At 72.9% G+C, this 19191-nt stretch carries 17 protein-coding genes; 9 read left to right on the top strand and 8 right to left on the bottom strand.

What is annotated here, in order from left to right; genetic code table 11:
- Positions 1-37: 37 nt before the first annotated feature.
- The 5 genes from IH25_RS0133090 (at position 38) to IH25_RS0133070 (ending at position 5459) form a co-directional block, all read left to right on the top strand.
- Positions 38-1168: a hypothetical protein gene (locus IH25_RS0133090; RefSeq protein ID WP_030619328.1), complete on the top strand. Its 1131-nt coding sequence runs from the start codon at positions 38-40 to the stop codon at positions 1166-1168.
- Positions 1169-1864: 696 nt separating this feature from the next.
- Positions 1865-2524: a TetR/AcrR family transcriptional regulator gene (locus IH25_RS0133085; protein ID WP_051754335.1), complete on the top strand. Its 660-nt coding sequence runs from the start codon at positions 1865-1867 to the stop codon at positions 2522-2524.
- Between the two features lie 199 nt (positions 2525-2723).
- A complete protein-coding gene (locus IH25_RS0133080) occupies positions 2724-3947 on the top strand; it encodes a cytochrome P450 (protein ID WP_030619322.1) in 1224 nt (407 codons plus the stop codon).
- Positions 3948-3993: 46 nt separating this feature from the next.
- Positions 3994-4188 (top strand): ferredoxin, encoded by a 195-nt coding sequence (locus IH25_RS0133075; RefSeq protein ID WP_030619319.1) that lies wholly within the window; start codon positions 3994-3996, stop codon positions 4186-4188.
- Positions 4185-5459: an NAD(P)/FAD-dependent oxidoreductase gene (locus IH25_RS0133070; protein ID WP_030619316.1), complete on the top strand. Its 1275-nt coding sequence runs from the start codon at positions 4185-4187 to the stop codon at positions 5457-5459. Before IH25_RS0133075 ends, IH25_RS0133070 begins: the two co-directional genes overlap by 4 nt.
- A 46-nt stretch (positions 5460-5505) precedes the next feature.
- Here IH25_RS0133070 and IH25_RS0133065 read toward each other — a convergent pair whose 3' ends face one another.
- Together IH25_RS0133065 and IH25_RS0133060 are read right to left on the bottom strand one after the other, a co-directional pair.
- The gene (locus tag IH25_RS0133065) at positions 5506-7635 is read right to left on the bottom strand and encodes a cellulose binding domain-containing protein (protein ID WP_030619313.1); all 2130 of its coding nucleotides are present in this window, start codon (positions 7633-7635) and stop codon (positions 5506-5508) included.
- A 351-nt stretch (positions 7636-7986) separates the two neighbouring features.
- Positions 7987-8187: an SCO3870 family protein gene (locus tag IH25_RS0133060; RefSeq protein ID WP_030619311.1), complete on the bottom strand. Its 201-nt coding sequence runs from the start codon at positions 8185-8187 to the stop codon at positions 7987-7989.
- A gap of 125 nt (positions 8188-8312) precedes the next feature.
- Between IH25_RS0133060 and IH25_RS0133055 the strand changes: the two genes are divergently transcribed.
- Positions 8313-9134 (top strand): DUF1963 domain-containing protein, encoded by an 822-nt coding sequence (locus tag IH25_RS0133055; RefSeq protein ID WP_030619309.1) that lies wholly within the window; start codon positions 8313-8315, stop codon positions 9132-9134.
- A 267-nt stretch (positions 9135-9401) separates the two neighbouring features.
- Here the strand turns inward: IH25_RS0133055 and IH25_RS0133050 are convergent, their stop codons facing one another.
- Positions 9402-10280, bottom strand: coding sequence for an alpha/beta fold hydrolase (locus IH25_RS0133050; RefSeq protein ID WP_030619307.1), 879 nt, complete (start codon positions 10278-10280; stop codon positions 9402-9404).
- 114 nt (positions 10281-10394) lie between these two features.
- Here IH25_RS0133050 and IH25_RS0133045 point away from each other — a divergent pair, with 114 nt between their 5' ends.
- Positions 10395-12332: an AfsR/SARP family transcriptional regulator gene (locus IH25_RS0133045; RefSeq protein WP_030619305.1), complete on the top strand. Its 1938-nt coding sequence runs from the start codon at positions 10395-10397 to the stop codon at positions 12330-12332.
- Between the two features lie 112 nt (positions 12333-12444).
- On the opposite strand, the gene IH25_RS0133040 is transcribed toward IH25_RS0133045, so the two are convergent.
- Genes IH25_RS0133040 through IH25_RS0133030 form a run of 3 tightly spaced genes read right to left on the bottom strand, consistent with a single transcriptional unit; the run spans position 12445 to position 14546 of the window.
- Positions 12445-13260, bottom strand: coding sequence for a nucleotidyltransferase domain-containing protein (locus tag IH25_RS0133040; RefSeq protein ID WP_030619302.1), 816 nt, complete (start codon positions 13258-13260; stop codon positions 12445-12447).
- A gap of 42 nt (positions 13261-13302) precedes the next feature.
- Entirely contained in the window at positions 13303-13809 is a 507-nt protein-coding gene (locus tag IH25_RS0133035) for an NUDIX hydrolase (RefSeq protein WP_030619301.1), read from the bottom strand.
- 20 nt (positions 13810-13829) lie between these two features.
- Positions 13830-14546 (bottom strand): TetR/AcrR family transcriptional regulator, encoded by a 717-nt coding sequence (locus IH25_RS0133030; protein ID WP_030619300.1) that lies wholly within the window; start codon positions 14544-14546, stop codon positions 13830-13832.
- Positions 14547-14794: 248 nt separating this feature from the next.
- Here IH25_RS0133030 and IH25_RS0133025 point away from each other — a divergent pair, with 248 nt between their 5' ends.
- Positions 14795-15928, top strand: a complete 1134-nt coding sequence (locus tag IH25_RS0133025) for an FAD-dependent oxidoreductase (RefSeq protein ID WP_030619298.1) — start codon at positions 14795-14797, stop codon at positions 15926-15928.
- Positions 15929-16177: 249 nt separating this feature from the next.
- Here IH25_RS0133025 and IH25_RS0133020 read toward each other — a convergent pair whose 3' ends face one another.
- Positions 16178-16834 carry an HD domain-containing protein gene (locus IH25_RS0133020; protein WP_030619282.1) on the bottom strand — a complete coding sequence of 219 codons (657 nt, stop codon included), beginning with the start codon at positions 16832-16834 and terminating at the stop codon, positions 16178-16180.
- Between the two features lie 366 nt (positions 16835-17200).
- Here IH25_RS0133020 and IH25_RS0133015 point away from each other — a divergent pair, with 366 nt between their 5' ends.
- Entirely contained in the window at positions 17201-17917 is a 717-nt protein-coding gene (locus tag IH25_RS0133015) for an MIP family channel protein (protein ID WP_030619279.1), read from the top strand.
- Between the two features lie 122 nt (positions 17918-18039).
- On the opposite strand, the gene IH25_RS0133010 is transcribed toward IH25_RS0133015, so the two are convergent.
- Positions 18040-18666, bottom strand: a complete 627-nt coding sequence (locus IH25_RS0133010) for a hypothetical protein (RefSeq protein WP_157847068.1) — start codon at positions 18664-18666, stop codon at positions 18040-18042.
- Positions 18667-19191 lie beyond the last annotated feature (525 nt).

Raw genomic sequence — 19191 nt, 5'->3', positions numbered from 1 at the left:
CCCCACGGAACACCGAACTCACATGGAAAGACGGGGCATGGCAACTCGTAGAGGATTTCTGGGTACCGTTTCGGCAGCAGGGGCGGCCACCTTCCTCACCCAGACCCAGGCGGCCACCAGTGCGTCGGCCGCGCCGGCCGCGACCGACGAGAAAGCGGCTCGGGACGCGATCCGCAACGTCAACGCCGGGATGCGCGCCAACTACGCGTCTCTCAAGGCCGAGCTGGTCAAGCACCTCAGCCCGGTGATCGTCGTCCAGAACAACGCGGTCGGCGGACGCTTCACCCTCATCAACAACGGAGTCCAGGTCGAGACGGTCGACCCGGTTCCGGAGTACTTCGAACTGGCCAAGTCCATCGCCCACGTTCCGCTGGGCATCTACTCGGTGATCGCCGCCTACCTCAGCGACCAGGTGCCGAACATCCCCAACTCGGCCCGCATCGACCCGCACGACCTGGACATGGTCGCGTTCAAGACCCCGGGCGACAAGGGGTGGATCACTCCGCTGAACAGCTTCCGGACCACGCTGAACTCGGCGTACACGAAGCTGCCCACCGCGAACCTCCCGCTGGATCTGGAGAACTCCTGCACCAAGATCCTGTCGGAGGCCATCAAGTTCATCGACACCATCGTCAAGGCGCAGTCCTTCGACATGGTGGCGTACAACCGGTTCGCCGCGACCGTCTACCCGTCGATCCGCGTCAACATGACCTTCGCCGCCACCGCGCAGATCACCGGCATCGAGACGCTGATGAAGCGGTGGCGCACGCTGCTCGGCGAGGCGGCGTGGAGCGACCTGTACGTCACGGTGCTGTCGATCTGGACGACGTCCGAGCTCAACCAGGCGTCCATCATCATCCGCCGCACCATGAACCAGGCGAAGGTGGACACCCACCTGATCGACCTGCCCACCGTGGAGACCCCCTCGGACCCGATCGCCGTGGCCCTGGACAACCTGGCGCGCATCGTCCAGGACAACGTCGCGGCCGAAATGGTGTTCAACACCGACCTGAAGGTCGCCGACGCCCTCAAGGGCAAGGAGGACCTGCTGTCGGACGAGATCCTCCAGCAGGTCGGCGGAACGGCTCCGGCCGCGAAGACCGCCGCCTTCGGCGCGGCGGCGGCCGCCGCGACCTGCCCCATCACCGGGAAGACCGCGGCGGTCTGACACCGGACCACCCCGGCCCGACCGGCCGTCCCCCGAAACAGGCCGAACCGTGACCGGTCCGTGCCGTCTCCCGCTCATGCGACAGGGCCCCGGCCCTCGGGAGGCGGCACGGCCCGTCGGTTTCCGCCCGGAGAACGCGCACTGTTCCCCGCCGGCCGCGACGACCAGAACACCGGCGCCGACACTGTGGTCGAACCGCCGGCCCGCCAGGAGGCAGGCGCTCATCCGGCCGGCTGGTCCCACGACGCACCGGCCGCCGTGCTCACCGCCCCGGCCCCGGGACGTACCGTGCCTACACCGGCGCGACCGCTGCTCGTCCGCGCCGGTGCCGTGGCCCACGGCGTCGGCGCCCGCCCGCTCCGCGTGCCCGGCGGCCACCCGCACACGAAGCGCCCGCCGCCGCGACACCGACCTGCACAGAACCGCGGGGAACGGGGGACCCGGGGGGATGGTCGCTCCCGCCCGGGATGTCATCGGCCGCCCCACGGGCCCCCGGCCCCGGCCAGGGCGCGCGCCGCCGTGGCGCAGCCGGCCGCTTCCCCTCCCGCTCCCCGACACAGGGCCCGGTCCTCTTGTGCCGGTGTGGCGGCCGGTGTCGTGTACGGTTCCAGGCGGCTGCCCTGCGGTGATCAACGGATGACCACCGGTTTTCGGCGGTGCGGTGCGGACGTCCCGGGGTGAAGGAGGTGTACGGCGGTGGACGAGGCGAAGCGGCGCGGAGACGACTCCGCCGAGGCTCCCGCGGAGCGGACGGCGCGGGTGCGCAACCCCCGTGGGCAGGGCGAACGGCTGCGTGAGGAGATCCTGCGCGCCGCCGGGGGGCTGCTGGAGCAGGTGGGCAGCGAAGACGCCCTCTCGCTGCGGGCGGTGGCCCGGGAGGTCGGCATCGCCACCCCGAGCATCTATCGGCACTTCGCCGACAAGACCGAGCTGGTGTGGGCGGTGCTGGCGGAGCACTACGAGCGGCTGGCCGCGCTGATGGCCGAGGCCGATGCCTCCGCGCCCGCGGACGACCCGCTGGAACGACTGCGGCACCAGTTGCGCGCGTATTTCCGTTTCGCGGTGGCCAACCCGGCCAAGTACCGCCTGATGTGCGAGACCTGGCAGACCCCGGTGGACGAGGAGCGGCTGCACGGCCACCCGGCCGGGCTGCTCCTGCGCGGGCTGCACGAGGCGCTCACCCACTGCGAGGAGGCCGGCTGGCGGGTACGCGGCACCCGCGCGGAAGCGCCGTACCTGCTGTGGTGCGCGCTGCACGGCCGGGTCGCGCTGTGGCAGGTCATGCCGCGCCGCAAGGACACCACCCGGCTGGACCGGTTCGTGGACGAACTGCTCGGCCTGCTACTGGAACGCTGACGCGTCGTCAGCGGCCCTTTCTCACCTGCGCACAGCCCCCGCTCTCGGGGGCTGCCCCGTTTTGACTGCCGTCGGGCACCCCTCCACCACATCACCCGATTTCCTTCACCTCTCCTGCGTCCCAGGCCGCACTCCGCCCTAAGGAAACGGTCGTAAGCTAACAGCCGTTAGTTCACGGTCTCCCCCCACAAGGAGTGGCATGACCACCACCGCACCGCTTCCGCCGCTGCCCGCCCGGCCGCCGTCCGGTTGCCCCTTCGATCCGCCCGAGGGTCTCGCGCGACTGCGCCTGGAGGAGCCCCTGTCCAAGGTCGCCCTGGACAACGGCGGCTGGGCCTGGCTCGCCACCCGGTACGCGGACGTCCGGGCGATCCTCGGCGACACGCGCTTCAGCTCCGACACCTCCGCCCCGGGCTATCCGGTCAGCGGCATGACCGGCGGCAGCCCGCGTCCCGGCGCCACCCGGGGCTTCATCCGCATGGACCCGCCGGAGCACACCCGGCTGCGCCGCATGGTCACCCGGGACTTCATGGTCAAGCGGGTGGAGGCGCTGCGCCCCACCCTGCAGCGGCTCACCGACGAACTGTGCGACGCGATGGAGCGCGTCGACCGCAGCGAGCACCCCGTCGACCTGGTCCAGGCCCTGGCGCTGCCGCTGCCCTCGCTGGCCATCAGCCTGCTGCTGGGCGTGCCCTACGAGGACCACGACACCTTCCAGCGGCTCACCGGCACCCTGCTCTCGCGTGACCTCACCGAAGACCAGCGCGAGCCCGCCCGCGTCGAACTCCTCGCCTACATCAACCAGTTGGTGAACGCCAAGAAGGCCGCGCCGGGCGACGACATCATCAGCCGGCTCGTCACCGAGCAGTACGCGCGGGGCGAGCTGACGCACGAGGACCTCGTGGCGTTCGCCGTACTGCTGCTGGTCGCCGGGCACGAGACGACGGCCAACATGATCGGCCTGAGCGCCCTGTCCCTCATGCTCGACCAGGAGACCGCCGGCCGGCTGCGCGAGGACCCCTCCCTGGTCCGCGGCGCCGTGGAGGAGCTGCTGCGGTTCCACAGCATCATCCGCAACGGCCCCCGGCGCGCGGCCCTGGCGGACGTCGAGGTCGGCGGACAGCTCATCCGCCGCGGGGAGGGCGTCATCGTCGCCGTGCCCTCCGCCAACCGCGACGAGGACACCTTCCCCGACGCCGACCGGCTCGACATCGGCCGCCCCAACGCCCAGCACCACGTGGCCTTCGGCTACGGCATCCACCAGTGCCTCGGCCAGGCGCTGGCCCGCGCCGAGCTCCAGGTGGTGATCACCACCCTGCTGCGCCGCTTCCCGGGCATGCGCCCCGCCGTGCCGGTCGAGGAGATCCCCTTCCGCACGGACATGGTCGTCTACGGCTGCCACGCCCTCCCGGTCACCTGGTGACCCACGGATCCCTGGCCGTCCCCACCCCACCCTTGGAGGAATCCTGATGCAGATCACCATCGACGAGGCGAAGTGCTGCGGCGCCGGCCAGTGCGTGCTGGTCGCCCCCGAGGTCTTCGACCAGCGTGACGAGGACGGCATCGTCGTCCTGCTGGACGCCACCCCGGACGCAGGGCAGCACGCCGCCGTGCGCGAGGCCGCCACCATCTGTCCCGCCGCGGCCATCCAGGTGCGGGAATGAGCGCCGCGCACACCCCCCGCCCCCGTATCGCCGTCGTCGGCGCGGCAGCGGCCGGGCTGGCCGCCGCCGAAGGGCTGCGCCGCCTGGGCTGGGACGGGGAGATCACCCTCGTCGGCGACGAACCCCATCCGCCCTACGACCGGCCGCCGTTGTCCAAGCACGTGCTGTCCGGCAGCTGGGAGCCCGAGCGCACCGCGCTGCGGGACGCCGGCCAGTTGACGGAGCTCGGCCTGGACCTTCGGCTGGGCACCCGCGCCGTCGCCTACGACCCCGAGCGGCGTGCGCTCACGCTCGGCGACGCCGGGCGGACCGTGCTGCGCTGCGCCGGTGTCATCGTCGCCACCGGTGTGCTGCCCCGCACCCTGCCCGGCGGCGACGGGGTCGAGGGGGTGCACGTGCTGCGCACCCTGGACGACGCGCTCGCCCTGCGCCGGCGCCTCGCCACACCGGGCCGTCGGCTGGCCGTGGTCGGCGGTGGTGTGCTCGGTGCCGAGGCCGCCGCCGTGGCGCGTGCGCTCGGCCACCAGGTCACGCTCGTCGGCACCGAGGACACGGTGATGGGGCGGGTGCTGGGCCCGGAGGTCGGCCGGCTCCTCGCCGACGTGCACCGCGCCCAGGGTGTCACCCTGCGCTCGGGGCAGGCGGTCACCGGCATCCGCGCCGAGGCCGGCCGGGCCACGGGTGTCGTGCTCGCCAACGGCACCGTGGTGGAGGCCGACGACGTGCTGCTGGCCATCGGCTCCGTCCCGGCCGTCGACTGGCTGCGCGGCCCCGGCGCCGAGGCGGTGGGCCTGGACCTGTCGGACGGACTGCGCTGCGACGAGTTCTGCGCCGCGGCCCCCGGGCTCTACGGCGCCGGTGACGTCGCCCGCTGGTACCACCCCGGCCTGGGCCGGGAGCTGCGGATCGAGCACCGGATGAACGCCAGCGAGCAGGGCCTCGCCGCCGCCCGCAACCTCCTGGCCGAGCTGGACCCGGAACGCTTCGGCGAGCGGCGCCCGTTCACCCCGGTGCCGTACTTCTGGTCCGACCAGTACGACCTGAAGCTCCAGGCCCACGGTGTACTGGCCGGCGCCGACCGGACGGAGGTCCGCGTGCTGGGCAAGGACCCGCTGCGGCTGGCCGCGCTGTACGGCACCGCCGGCCGGGCCACCGGAATCCTGACGATCGGCCTGCCCCCGCGTCGGACCCGGTCGCTGCGCGCCCTGATCGCCACGCCCGCCCCCTGGCCGGAGGCGATCACCGGGCTGACGGAGACGGTGGAGGCCTGACCGGGCCCGCCCGGGACAGGTCGGCTGCCCCGGGCGGGCCGATTCCTCAACCGCCGGAGCAGACGGCGCCGTTGAGACGGAAGACCGTCGGATCCGGGTTGGGGCCGTCGTTGGCGCCGACGAATCCGAAGGAGGCCGTCGACGCGCCGTCCGGGGCCAGCGGCCCGGCGCCCTCGGGCGCGGTCACCCGCACGTGGGAGCCGGTCTGGTGGAACGTGGCGTTCCAGCCGGAGGACACCGACTGGCCGCCGGTCGGCCAGTCCCAGTCCACGGTCCAGCCGGTGATCGGCGTGTCCGACAGATTGCGGACGGTGACCGTGGCGACGAAGCCGTTGCCCCAGCCGGTGTCCCGGTGGTACGTCACCGCGCAGGTCGCGTTCGACGGGGTGCCGGTGGTGAAGGTCAGCGGGGAGGACGGGGCGGAGAGCCGTCCCGAGGCGTCGGACGCGAGCACGTTGACCGTGTGGCCGCTGCCCGGGGGCAGGTTGCGCAGGGTCACGGAGGTGCCGGTGGTCTCGCCGACCAGGCGGGTGTACGCGCCGTCGCGCTCCTGGACCAGATAGCGGGCCGCGCCCGGAGCACCCGTCCAGGACAGGCGTGCGGTGGTGTCGGTCACCGCCTCCAGCCTCGGGGTGCCCGGGGTCCCCGCGGCCGAGGCGCCGGGACCGGTGCCGGCCCGCGGTTCGAGCGTGACCGTGAGCAGCCCGTACGGTGGCACGGTGACCTGGGATGCGGTCGCCGCCCCGGCACCGGCGTCGGTGATGTCGCTGTCGCCGCGCGCGTAGCGGTGGACCACGGGTGCGCCGGCGGAGGGGGTGAAGCCCGCGTAGTCCAGGTCCACGGTGTGGGCGGCGTCCGGGTCCTTGTTGACGAGCAGGACGCTCAGGCGGCCGTCGCGACGGAGCACGGCGTGCGCCGAGACGTCCCGCGCGGAGGACTCCGTGGCGACCATGGTGTCGCCCGCGGTGCCCAGTTCGCTGGTCATCTTCATGCCGTAGTAGGGGTGGAACGGCGTGTTCGGCGCCGGCTCGCAGACGTCGCCGGTGCAGGCGCCGCTGGAGAGCATCCCCATGTCGCCGTAGTCGGTCTCGCCGTCGACGGTGGTGATCTGGCCGGCGCCGTTGTGGGTGTCCCACCAGTCGACGTTGAACACGCCGTTCTCCAGCGCCGTCATGAAGGCGTCGGCGGCGAACAGGCCGTTGGGGCGGGCCGTGAGCCGGGCACCGCCGGTGTTGGTGTTGATCTCCGTGAGGGCGATGCCGATGCGCGGTGAGTCCGCGCCCGCGTACCGGTCGAGCTGGGCGCGCACCTCCCGCAGCTCACCGGGCAGCCGGGCCAGCCGGTCCATGGCGTCCTGGGCGGTGGTGTCGGACCCGCCCGCGTACCAGTGGACGCTCACGAAGTCGATCACGTCGGTGACTTCGGCGAGCACGGTGTTGTTCCAGTCGCCGGGATCGCCCTCGCCGACCACGCCGTCCGGCCACTCGCCCGGCGCGGTGAGGACCGCGCCGATCTTGACCGTCGGGTCGACGGCCTTCATGGCCTCGGCGTACGCGCGGACCTGGCGGGCGTACTCGCGGGGGCTCTTGTCGGCGTGGTCGTCGTGCTCCCAGCCGCTGCCGTAATGGCCGTTGCCGTAGATCTCGTTGCCGATCTCCCAGTACTTCGCGCCGTAGTTCTTGGTGATGTTCGCGTACCTGACCCAGCCGGCCGCCTCCTCGGGCGTTCCCGAGCCGTAGTTGGCGATCAGGATGGGCTGCGCGCCGGTGGCGCGGACGGTGCCCATGAAGGCGTCGAAGCCGGTGCCGGGGGCGACGTATCCGCCGGGCGCCGTGTGCGTCTCCCAGTGGTAGATGTCCGCGTACGAGCCGCCGGGGTAGCGCATCATCCCGACATCGGCGGCCTTCATCAGGCGGGTGACCTCGGGGTCGTTCATGTGCGAGTCCCAGATGGCGGTGTTGACGCCCCGGGCGGTGTCGGACAGCCGGCCCAGTGCCGCCTGGGCGTTGACCCGGACGTCCACGTCCCCGACGGCCGCCGTCCGCGGTGCGGCGGGTGCGACACCGGCCAGCGGGGTCAGCAGGGCGAGCGCGGCGGCCAGCACGAACGCGCCGCGTGCGAGGGCGCCAGGGCCCCCGGCGCCGGCCGGCCGGCCGGGTCTGTGCAGTGGTGGCATGGGGTCCTCCCTCATGGTCCGGCGGCACGGCGGATGCCGGACGGGACCGCCGGACAGGCGAAGTGCCGGCGCGGCAGCAGGACGTTCCGCGCCGGTGACACGGGAAACGGAGCGGGCGGAGCGGAGTGCGTTGCGATCGTGCGCGTGCGGAGGCGATGGTGCGGGGCGGTACGGGGCGGCCGGATTCCCTCTATGGGAGCGCTCCCATGATGAGAGGGGTGTGACGCCGTGTCAACGCCTGTACAGGAGGGAGGATCGGGGCCGGGGCCCGTGGGACGCGGCGCCCGGCGCGCACCTGCCCTGCCCCGGCTCGGCTGGGGCAGGGCAGGTGTCCGGTGTGCGGGGCCCGGCTCAGTTCGAGTGCGGCCGGCCGTCCCGCACCCAGGTCATCACCACGAGAGCCGCGGTGATGTACATCAGGACGCTGAAGGTGCTGACGGATTCGACGTACTGCTCGTGACCCTGTGCGCGCAGTTCGAGCGCGAGGGAGCCGAGCGCGGTGCCCAGCGCCACGGTAGCGACGGACATGGCGACGAACAGACCCTTCGTCATGGGTACTTCCTCCAAACCGCGAGACTGTTGACCAAGATCGAGGCTACCCGCACCACGAAGTCACCTGTCACTCCACGCGATTCGGGTCCGCGACGGCTCGCCCAGGAGCCCGTTAGGGTGACCGCGTGACCGACGAGACCGTGGACGGACCGAACCGCTTCCGAGCCGAGGCGGCAGCCCAGGGCCTGCCGCCTCAGGAGGTGGAGGCATGGATACGTACCGCCCGGCCGGCGGTGTTCCTGGCCGAGGGCGGTGACGGTCCCGTCGTGGCCCGGGCCGGCGGCGACCCCCTGCTCCCGCACGGTGTGCCGAAGCCGTCCGATCCGTTCGTGGCCTCGGTCGACCTCGCGGCCCTCCCGCCGGGCGCCACCGGCCTCCCCCTCCCCGCCGACGGCCACCTGCTCTTCTTCGCCGGCACCGATGTGGGCGGCGGCGAGGGCCAGGTGACCGACGCGGTGATGTACGTCCCCGCCGGGACCCCGACGGCACCGAGCCCCCTTGACCACGCCTGGCGCAAGCCGTACCGGCCGCGTGAACTCCGCACGGTCTGGCAGCAGTTGAGCGCCCAGATGCCGGAGAGCTTCGCCCTCGACCGCTGGGGCGACCTCGCCGACGACGAGCAGTTCGAACTCGCCGACGAACTCGCCGACGCCTGGGCGCACGGGGGCGGCTACCGCCCTCCCTGGGCCTTGCAGCTCGGCGGCCATCCGGTCTCGCCCCAGAACGACCCCGTCCACTACGCCCGTGATGCCGGGGAGGCCGGTCCCTCCGGGCAGGGCGGCACGGCCGAGGCGGCGGGCGCCGGCGACTGGGCTCTCCTGGCCACCTGGAGGTACGGCGACGACGTCCCGGAACTGGACTCCGGCGTGGCCCACTGGGTGATCCGACACCGGGACCTGGCGGCCCGGCGCTTCGACCGGGTCCACCGCTACATCGAGATGGCCTGACGGCGCGGGGCGAGGACGGCCGGCCCCGCCGGGAGCACCGGTCGTCCTCGCCGGCCCGGCCGAACAGGCCGCCCCGGTCGAACAGGTCGCCCGGTCCGTGCCGTCATCGTGGCGGCCCGGCCTGCCGGACGCGGGTGCCGAACGCCTCCGATCCCCCGCTCCACCCCTCCGGCTCCCCTCCTACACCACGGCAGCCCCGCCCGTGGGGAAATGCGACTGGGACGGATCCCGGCTCGCGCGCCGCCGCCCGTGGCCCGGTCGGCCGGCTCAGCGGCGCAGCAGGTCGCGGATCGCCCCCGCGATGTCGTCGGGCGCCTCCTCGGCCATGAAGTGCCCCGCCCTGGTCAGCCGGTGGTCCAGGTCCGGTGCCCACGCGCGCCAGACGGCGGCGGCGTCGTAGCCGAGGCGCGCGCCCCAGTCCTGCTGGACGACCGTCACGGGCATGGCCAGCTGGGAGCCGGCGTCCCGGTCCGCCTGGTCGTGGGTGACGTCGATGCCCGCCGAGGCCCGGTAGTCCGCGACGATCGACGGCACGGCCGCGGCGCTCGCCCGCAGGTACTCGGCCCGGACGGGTTCCGGCAGGGCGGCCGGGTCGGCGGCCCAGGCGTCGAGGAAGGAGCCGAAGTAGGCGTCCGCGCTGTTGGCGATCATCGTCTCCGGCAGCCCCGGCGGCTGCGCCATGAGGAACAGGTGGTAGCCGACCGCGGCCCGGACGCCGTGCAGGACGTCCCACATGTCCAGCGTCGGCACGACGTCGAGGATGCCCAGGTGGGTGAGGGTCTCGGGATGGTCCAGTCCCGCCCGGAAGGCGACCAGGGCACCCCGGTCGTGGCCGACGAGGGCGAAGCGCTGGTGGCCGAGCGCGGCCGCCAGGGCGACGACGTCCGCGGCCATGGTGCGCTTGGAGTACACCTCGGGGCCGGTGGCCGCCGGCTTGTCGCTGGCGCCGTAGCCGCGCAGGTCGGGGCAGATCACCGTGTGCTCGCCGGCGAGCCGCTCGGCGACGTGCCGCCACATCAGGTGGGTCTGGGGAAAGCCGTGCAGCAGCACGACCGGACTGCCGCTGCCGCCGACGGCGGCGGCCAGCTCCACTCCGTCCGTGCCGGGCAGGCGGACGTGGTCGAAGCCGGGAAGGGTGAGTGTCATGAAAGGCCCTTTTCTGGGGTCGGCGGGACTGACCGGACCAGCGTGGGCGACGGCGATCAGCAGCCGATCAGTACGCTTCGACACCGCGGACCCGCGGCCTGGAAGATGGAGTGCATGCGAATCGACGTGCTCGGTGCCGTGCGGGCCCTCCGTGCTGACGGCACCCCGGTTGACCTGGGCGGACCCCGCCATCGCGAGGTACTCGCCCGGCTCGTCGCCGCCGGGGGACGGATGGTCGCCACCGACACCCTCGTGGCCGACCTCTGGGCCGAGCCGCCGGTGCGCGCCGTGGGTGCGCTGCGTACGTTCGTCGCCGCGCTGCGCCGCGCCGTCGAACCCGACCGGCCGCCCCGCACTCCGCCGCGCGTACTCGTCACGGAAGGCCCTGGCTACGCGCTGCGGCTGCCGCGCGACCAGGTGGACGCCCACCGGTTCGAGGACGCCCTGGCCCGTGCCCGGCGCACCCCCGAGGCGCTGGCCGACCTCGAAGCGGCCCTCGCGGCCTGGCGCGGTCCCGCCTACGCCGACGTGACCGGCTCCCTGTGGGCCCAGCGGGAGCGGGCCCGGCTGGAGGAGCTTCGGCTGGAGGGGATCGAGCTGCGCGCCCGTCTCCTCCTGGACTCGGGTGCGGGGGCCGAGCTCGTCGCCGAACTGGGCGCGCATGTCACCGAACATCCCTGGCGTGAGCCGGCCTGGGGGCTGCTGGCCCGCGCGCTGCACCGGGCGGGCCGTCAGGCGGACGCGCTGGCCACCCTCCGCCGGGCCCGCACGATGCTCGTGGAGCAGCTCGGGCTGGACCCCGGTGCCGAACTCCGGCGCTTGGAGGCGGACATCCTGCACGGAGCCACGACGCTCCCGCCGGCGCGTACCGTGTGGACCGTCGGCGTACGGCTCGGCCCGCGCACCACCGTGGAACTGGCCCGCACCCTGGCCCTGGCGGGTGGCGACGCCCTCGTCCACTCGCGGCGCGACCGCCTCGCCGCCGTCCAGGCGGCGGAGCGCACCGGGGACATCGCCCTGACCGCCCGGGTCATCGGCGCCTACGACGTGCCCGCCCTGTGGAGCCGGGCCGACGACCCCGAGCAGTCCCGCGCCGTCGTCGCGGCGGCCGAGCGTACGCTCACCGCGCTCGGTACCGACGGCCCCGCCGCACTGCGCGCCCGGCTGCTGGCCACCGTCGCGGTCGAGAGCCGCAGCGCCGATCTGTCCGGCACCGCGTCGGAGCGTGCCGGGCGGGCGGCGCGTGAGGCCGAGGCGCTGGCTCGGGAGCTGGGCGATCCCGCCCTGCTGGTGTTCGCCCTCAACGGCGTGTTCCTCCAGTCCTTCACCCGTCCCGGGCTCGCGGCGGCACGGGACGTGATCGGCGCCGAGATCCTCGAGCTGGCCACCCGGCACGCGTTGCCGAACTTCGCCGTGCTCGGCCGGCTCGTCCGCCTGCAGTCCGCCTCCGCGCTCGGCGACCTCGACGCCGCGAGCGCGCACGCCCGGGCCGCCGAGCGGCTCGCCGTGAGCACCGAGGCCTCTCTTGTCCCCGTCCTGACCGGCTGGTTCCGGGCCCGGGTCACGGCCGCCCGCAGCGCGGAGCCCGGTGGGCCGACCGCCGCCACGGCCGCGGCGCACTACCGCGCCGCGGAGGACGCCCTCGCCGGGACCGCGAGCATGCCCGGGCTGCACCGGGGCCTGTTCGCCCTCGCCCTCCTGGGCCTGCGTCTCCTGCACGACCGTCCCGCGCCCACCGATCCCGCCCTCGACTGGGGCCCGTACCGCCCCTGGACCCAGCCCTTGGTGCTGCTCGCCCGGAACCGGGTCGAGGAGGCCCGTACCGCCCTGGCCGCGGCTCCCGAACCACCCCTTGATCACATGCAGGAGGCACTCTGGTGCCTGACCGCCCACGCCGCCGCCCGCCTCGGCGAACACCGGGCCGCCGCCCGCGCCGCCACGGCCCTGCGCACCGCCCGCACCGAACACGCGGGCGGCGCGAGCGGACTGCTGACGCTGGGCCCGGTGGCGCGGTACCTGAAAGAGGCGGAAAAATGCGCCACCCAGGGGTGACCGGCACACCCCGCGCACCGCACCTGCCCTGCCCAGACTTGACGTCCGTCTCGGCCGGGACCCGGCCTTCGACAGCCAGTGGGTCGGCAGGGGCACGAGCGGGGCACCCCGTTCACCCCGCGAGTTTCTCGCACACCTCTGCGGTCAGGCGGTCGGCGTCGTCGAGTGTGGTGGTGAGGGTGCGCGGAGTCGTGCCGAGGGCGGAGAGCAGTTGGTGCGCGCGGTCGGTGAAGTCCGCGGGGGCGATGGCGAGTTCTCCGGTGGCGCGTACCGCTCCCTTCTCGTTGAGGACCCAGCGGCGGGCGTGGGCGTGGAGGGCGTGGACGAGGAGTCCGACCGCGCGGAAGAGACAGCCGGCGACGTAGAAGACGTCACCGCGGGCTGCCCCCTTGCGGGCGCCGGCCAGGATGAACGGTGCCTCCCAGCGGGCGTTGTCGATGAGCGCCTCGCGCAGTGGCTCCGGGTAGTGGCGCGTCTGCTCCCGCAGGGTACGAAGCTCACCGCCGGGGTCGGCGAGGACTTGGCCGAGGGCCACCTCACCGGCGTAGGAGTGGGAGTACACGCCCAGGGGGTGGCCGGGCTGGGTGCCGATCTCGAACCGCCCGGCGCGGCACTCCCGCCAGACGCGGTGCACCCGGTCCAGGTCCCGGTAGATCCAGTCGACGCGGTGGCCGTCGATGGTCAGCCAGGCGCCGCCGTCCACCCACGGCCCCCAGCCGCCCGGCTCGGTCACCTCCACCGGCCCGCCGGTCAGCTCGGCCGCGAGCAGGCGCAGGGCGGCGGTGTCGAGCGGCGGCCGGTAGTACAGGCCCAGGTCGAAGTCGGAGTCGGGGCCATGGGTTCCTCTCGCCCGGCTGCCGCCCAGGCACACCCCGACGACGCCGCCGACACCGGCCAGCCGATCCGCGATCTCCGTCAAGCGCTCCACGCCCCCCAGTCTGCTGCCGGTACGCCTCCCTCCGCGACCGGATTACCCGGCCCCGAAGGAGTGCTCTCGCAAGGCCTTCGCGATCAGGTCGTGGACGAGGCGTTCGCCGGGGGCGCGATTCTCCTTGAGGACGGGAAGGTCGTCGGGGCCGAACCAGCGGTAGGCGGTGTGTTTGGCCCACTCCAGGACGGGGCGGTCCAGATCGCCGTCGACCTCGACGAGGTAGTCGGCCTCATGCCGGAGTCCGGCCCCGTCGTCACCGGTCCAGGTGCTGATTCCGAGCAGGCTCCGGACGCGGCGCAGACGCCAGCCGGTTTCCTCTTCGATCTCGCGGGCGAGGGCGTCCCGCAACGACTCGCCGGGCTCGACGTGCCCGCCGACGATGTCCCAGCAGTCGGGGAAGAGCCGCCGGCGAGGACCGCGCTTCTGGGCGAAGGCCCGGCCGTCCCGGTCGAGGACGACCGCACCGACCGTCCACGCTTCACCGGGGGCGGGTACGGGGAACTCGACATCGTCGTCCACGGTCACGTGGTGCTGGTCGTCCGGCATGCCCTCACCCTAGGGGCACGTCAGGGCCGTGTCCGGCCGTCGGCCCGGCCGGCGGTGATGCCCGCGAGAATGAGGTCGATACCGGCGACGAACTCCGCTCGGTCGTCGTGTTCGCGCAGTTGTCCGGCGACATCGCGGGTGAACCGGTACTGGTCGGGGTCCAGTTCCCGCCACGCGGTCGCCACCGCGTCGAGGAACGCGGCCCGGTCCGTGTTCGCCCGGTCCGCGTTAGCCTGCGCCGCCCGGGTGTTGGCGGCATTCTGGCCCGCCACTCCGAGGATGTAGCTCAGCAGCGCGGACGCCGCGGTGAACTGGGCGGCTTCGGGCACGCGCAGCGCCTGGACCTGGCGTCCGATGCGCTCGAAGACCCGCAGCATCGGGGACTTCCCCGGCGTGCGGGGGAGCTGGGCGAGCGTGGTGCCGACCCATGGGTGGGCGTCGATCGCGTCGAACACCCCGAGCGCGAGCGAGCGGATCGCCTCCTGCGGCGTCGTGCCGGTGTCGTCGCCGGCGAGGGTGGGGGCGATGACGGCGTCTATGGCGGCGGCGAGGAGTTCGTTCTTGCCCGTGACGTGCCAGTAGATCGCTCCCGGGCCGGTCGCGAGGCGCTCGGCCAGCGCGCGGAACGTGAGACCGCCCTCGCCGACGGTGTCGAGGAGTTCGACGGCGGCGGCGACGATGCGCTCCCGGGAGAGGGGTTCCTGCCGTCGTTCCGGACGACTCTTCCTGCTTGCCATGTCTCCATTCTAAGCGCGATGGAACAGCATTCCAGCTTGACAAGACATGGAACACCGTTCCAGGGTGGGACTGCTGGAACAACGTTCCAGTCGGCACATGGAACACCGTTCCAGTCGACTGACGGACCCCCGTTCGAGTCGGCTGACGGACCACGGTTCCAGTCCGCTGACGGACCACCGTTCCAGTCGTGCTTGGCCGATCCGCCGGGTGTCCGCCCGGCGGTCCGCGATCCGAAGGGAAACCACCCATGACCACTCCTGTCACGATCATCGGAGCGGGACTCGGCGGACTCACGCTCGCCCGCGTTCTCCATGTGCACGGCATCCCGGCGACGGTCTACGAGGCGGAGACCTCCCCGGCGGCCCGCACCCAGGGCGGCCTGCTCGACATCCACGACCGCGACGGACAGCTCGCGCTCAAGGCCGCCGGGCTCCACGAGGAGTTCCTCGGCATCGTCCACCAGGGCGCCGAAGCCTCCCGGATCCTCGACAAGGACGGAAAGGTCCTGCTGGACGAGCCGGACGACGGTACCGGCGCGCGTCCGGAGGTGCCCCGCGGCGAGCTGCGGCGGATCCTGCTCGACTCGCTGCCCGCCGGCACGGTCCGGTGGGGGCGCAAGGTCACCTCGGTACGGGCCCTCGGCGGCGGCCGGCACGAGGTGACGTTCGCGGACGGGGCGACCGTGACGACCGGCCTGCTCGTCGGCGCGGACGGAGCATGGTCGCGGGTCCGTCCGCTGCTGTCCGGGGCCAGGCCCGAGTACGTCGGGACATGCCTGATCGAGACCTACCTGTACGACGCCGACACCCGCCATCCGGCCAGTGCCCGGGCCGTGGGCGACGGCTCGCTGTTCGCGCTCGCCCCCGGCAGGGGCATCGCCGCCCATCGCGAGCCGGGCGGCGTCCTGCACACCTATGTGACGCTCCGCAAGCCGCGGAAGTGGCTGGACTCCCTCGACTTCGGCGACGCCGCCGGTGTCACCGCCCGGATCGCCGCCGAGTTCCACGGCTGGGCCCCGGAACTCACCGCACTGATCACGGACGGGGAGACTCCGCCGGTTCCGCGCGCCATCCACACCCTGCCGACCGGACACCGCTGGGACCGCGTGCCCGGCGTCACCCTGCTCGGCGACGCCGCCCACCTGATGTGCCCGTCCGGCGAGGGAGCCAACCTCGCCATGTACGACGGGGCCGAACTCGGCAACGCCCTCGCCGCGCACCCGTACGACACCGAGGCCGCGCTCGCCTCGTACGAGGAGGCCCTCTTCCCCCGCAGCGCCGCCGCTGCCGCCGAGGCTTCCCGCGTCCATGCCCTGTGCCTCGACGACAACGCCCCGCACAGCCTCGTCGGCTTCTTCACCGGCCACGGACAGGCCGAGTGAGCCGCCGGGGTTTTGGCCGGAGGACACGGGGGCGGATCCGGCGCTGCGACACCGGGTCGTCGGACACCGGGGCGTCTACGGCCGGTGGATCTCCCGCTGCCCGGCAGGGCGACGTGCCGGGCGCGCGGCTGCGGGTCGGCGGAACGACACCCGGCGCCAGGGCCGGGCGCGCGGCTCCGGACCGACGGAGTGACACCCGGCGTCAGGGCCGGGCGCGGCGGCTCCAGGCCGGCGGAGAGACGCCCCGCGTCAGGGCCGGGACACGCCGCTTCTCGACCAGCCGCGGGTCTCCCCCTCGTCGATGAGGCGCCGCCCGGCCTCCCACAGCGCGGAGGACGCCTCCCCGATCACGGCCTTGCGGGCGCGGACATCGTCCGCGGTGATCCCCGGAGTACGCCAAGTGCCGCCACGGGCCATCCAGTTGAGCAGGAGTGGCTGGAGCCGGTCCATCGCCTTGGCGAACTTCGCTTCCGGGGTGCGGCGTTCCTCGAATTCGTCCCACAAGGAGCGCATCCGCCGGGCCTGGTCCGCCGGCAGCAGCCCGAACAACTCGTCGGCCGCGGCGACTTCACGCTCCCGCTGATCGACCCCCGCGGCACTGTCGTACAGCGGGGTGTCGCCGGCGTAGATCTCCACCAGGTCGTGCAGCAGGACGAGCTGGATGGTGTGCCCGACATCGATGGGCTCGTCGGAGTGTTCGGCGAGGATCACCACCATCATCGCCAGGTGCCACGAATGCTCCGCGTCGTTCTCGCGCCGGTCCGCGGCGGCCAGGGGGGACTGCCGGAGGATGGTTTTGAGCTGATCCACCTCCACCAGGAAGGTGAGTTGGGCGCGCAGTCTTTCGTCGAGGTCGTCGGGGAAGGGTGTCTTCTCCGCGAGCAGGCTCCGCCGTTCATCACTCATGCGCTCATCGTGACACACAGGGTTACGAAGACATCCGCGGCCGGGAACGGCCACGCACGGAGCCGCTCTCGGGCACCCCGCGTGTGCGCCCCGTGTCAGTGGTGCGCGACGGACTCGCCTCGGCGGCGTACGGCCGGGCCGGGTCGCCTCGCATGCCGTTCCCGCGAGCAGGCCCGGCTCACCGCGGAGCCTGGCGAAGCCGCACGCGCTGCCGTCGCGAGGACGACTGAGGCCGGGCCGGCGAGGTCCATCCGTCACTCCTTCGGCCCCGTATCACGCCCTCCGACGGGCGCGCGTACCCCATCCGGCCGAGGCTTCCTTACGACACGACTGAAATCGACGTGGGTGAGGGTGGTGGCGATGGCGATGCGCACGCGGGCGTTGGCATCGGAGTTCCTCGGTACTCTGCTTCTGGTCTTCTTCGCCGTGGGCTGCGCGGTTCTGGGGGTCGAGTTCCTCGGCACCCTGGGGATCGCGCTGGCTTTCGGCTTCGTGCTGCTCGCCCTGGCCTACGCGCTCGGGCCGATCTCCGGGTGCCACGTCAATCCGGCGGTGACCCTGGGCATGCTGTGCGCCCGCCGCATCGACGTGGGCACCGCGATCGGCTACTGGATCGCGCAGTTCGTCGGCGGCATCGCCGGGGCGGCCCTGCTCTTCCTGCTGGCCAAGCAGGTGCCCGGCTTCCACGCCGACGGCGCCTTCGGCAGCAACGGCTACGGGAACCGGTCCCCGGTGCACATCAACACCGGCGGCGCGTTCCTCGCCGAGGTCGTCCTCACCTTCCTCCTCGTGTTCGTGGTGCTCGGAGTGACGCACCGGGTCGCGGTCGTCGGCTTCGACGGCCTGCCGATCGGCATCGCCCTCGCCGTCATCCACCTTCTCGGCATCCCGCTGACCGGCACGTCGGTCAATCCGGCGCGCAGCCTCGGCCCGGCCCTGTTCGCCGGTGGTTCCGCGCTGTCGCAGCTGTGGCTGTTCATCGTCGCACCGCTGGTCGGCGGTCTGCTCGCGGCGCTCGTCCACCACGTGACGCACCCGGCGGGCGAGGAGCGCTTGATCGCCGACGAAGCGGCGGCGGCCTGAGGACGGACCTGTCGGTCGAGCAGTTCCGCGACCATTGCGGCGATCTCGTCCGGGGTAGCGAGGCGGACGCCGAGGGACTCACCCTTCACACGCTGGGCCCCCCCACCGCCGCGACGGCCAGATCAGCCCACGAGTGGTCCGTCGACCGAAGCGGCAGGCACGGCCTGCGCACCCTGGGGAGGTGACGCCACGGTGACGGCCTTGCCCAAATCGGTCAGGTTCATCGTCGAAGAAACCTTCGCGCTGCCGAAATCGCACACCAGGAGGACGCGGGTGATCAGTCCGTCCTTGGTGACCCACACGTCGGCGGTCGCCGGAAGTCCGTCGCCCATCTTCACCATCGGCTCTTCCGCCTTCTCGCGACGCTCCTTCACCATCCGCAGCAGCAGAGGCTTGTGGTTCAGCTTCCCGGTGTAATGCCGAGCCGGAACTCCGTTCACCTTCTCCTCGCCGGCCGCGGTGACGCTGTGCGCCATGCTCACCTGGCGCAGCACGAACTCCGGGTCGTTGAGGGGCGCGCGCAACATCGCGTGGACTTCGGCCTCGTCCCGGGGAGTGGACCGCCAGCCGGTGTCGCCGTTCATTTCCTCGGGCATGCGGAAATAGACGGTGCTCCCGTGGAAGATCTCGTCCAGGGGCACCGCGGCATCGGAGGAGGTGCCGGTCTGCGCCAGTGAGACCTTCAGGCTCCCCCGGTCGGCCTTCATGTCGAAGGCACCCTTCACCGTGGTGGTGAAGTCCTGGCCCATGCCGGTCACCCTGATCCGGTCGTCGATCCGGGCCGTGCTCTGCTTCGTGGTGTCGACGGCGGCCTGTATGTCCCGGCCCGCGTCGACGGCCGGTGCCGGAGACGACGCTGCGGACGTCGTCCGTTCCTTGCCCTCGGCCCCCTGTCCGTCCTCCGAGCCCGAGGAGCAGCCGGACGCGAGTACGGCTATGGCACTGATGCCGATGAGAGTGGCTGAACGCCGCATGTGATCCCCGTAGGTATTGATGGGACGAGGCGGAGCCCCCCTTGTTACAGACGGCAGTCTATTACCGCAGCTCAGCCCGCCTTACCTGCACCGCGATGTGACCGCGGCCCACCCCTTGGCCAGAACATGCGCAGCGGCTGAGGCGGGATCCCCTACTCGCCGAGGACGCGGGCAACCGAGCCGCCCCCGTCGCCGCGGACACCCTCGGCTACCACGGCAAGCCCATCACCCGGCACCGCAACGAGTCCGGCGGGACATGGCAAAGGCGGGCGACCGCCTCCTACGCGTTCCCGGCCCGCT

Origin of the sequence: Streptomyces achromogenes subsp. achromogenes (assembly GCF_000720835.1) — a bacterium.
Classification (GTDB): Bacteria; Actinomycetota; Actinomycetes; order Streptomycetales; family Streptomycetaceae; genus Streptomyces; species Streptomyces achromogenes.
Note: the sequence above shows the minus strand (reverse complement) of the source record. Positions and strands in the feature narration are given on the sequence as shown.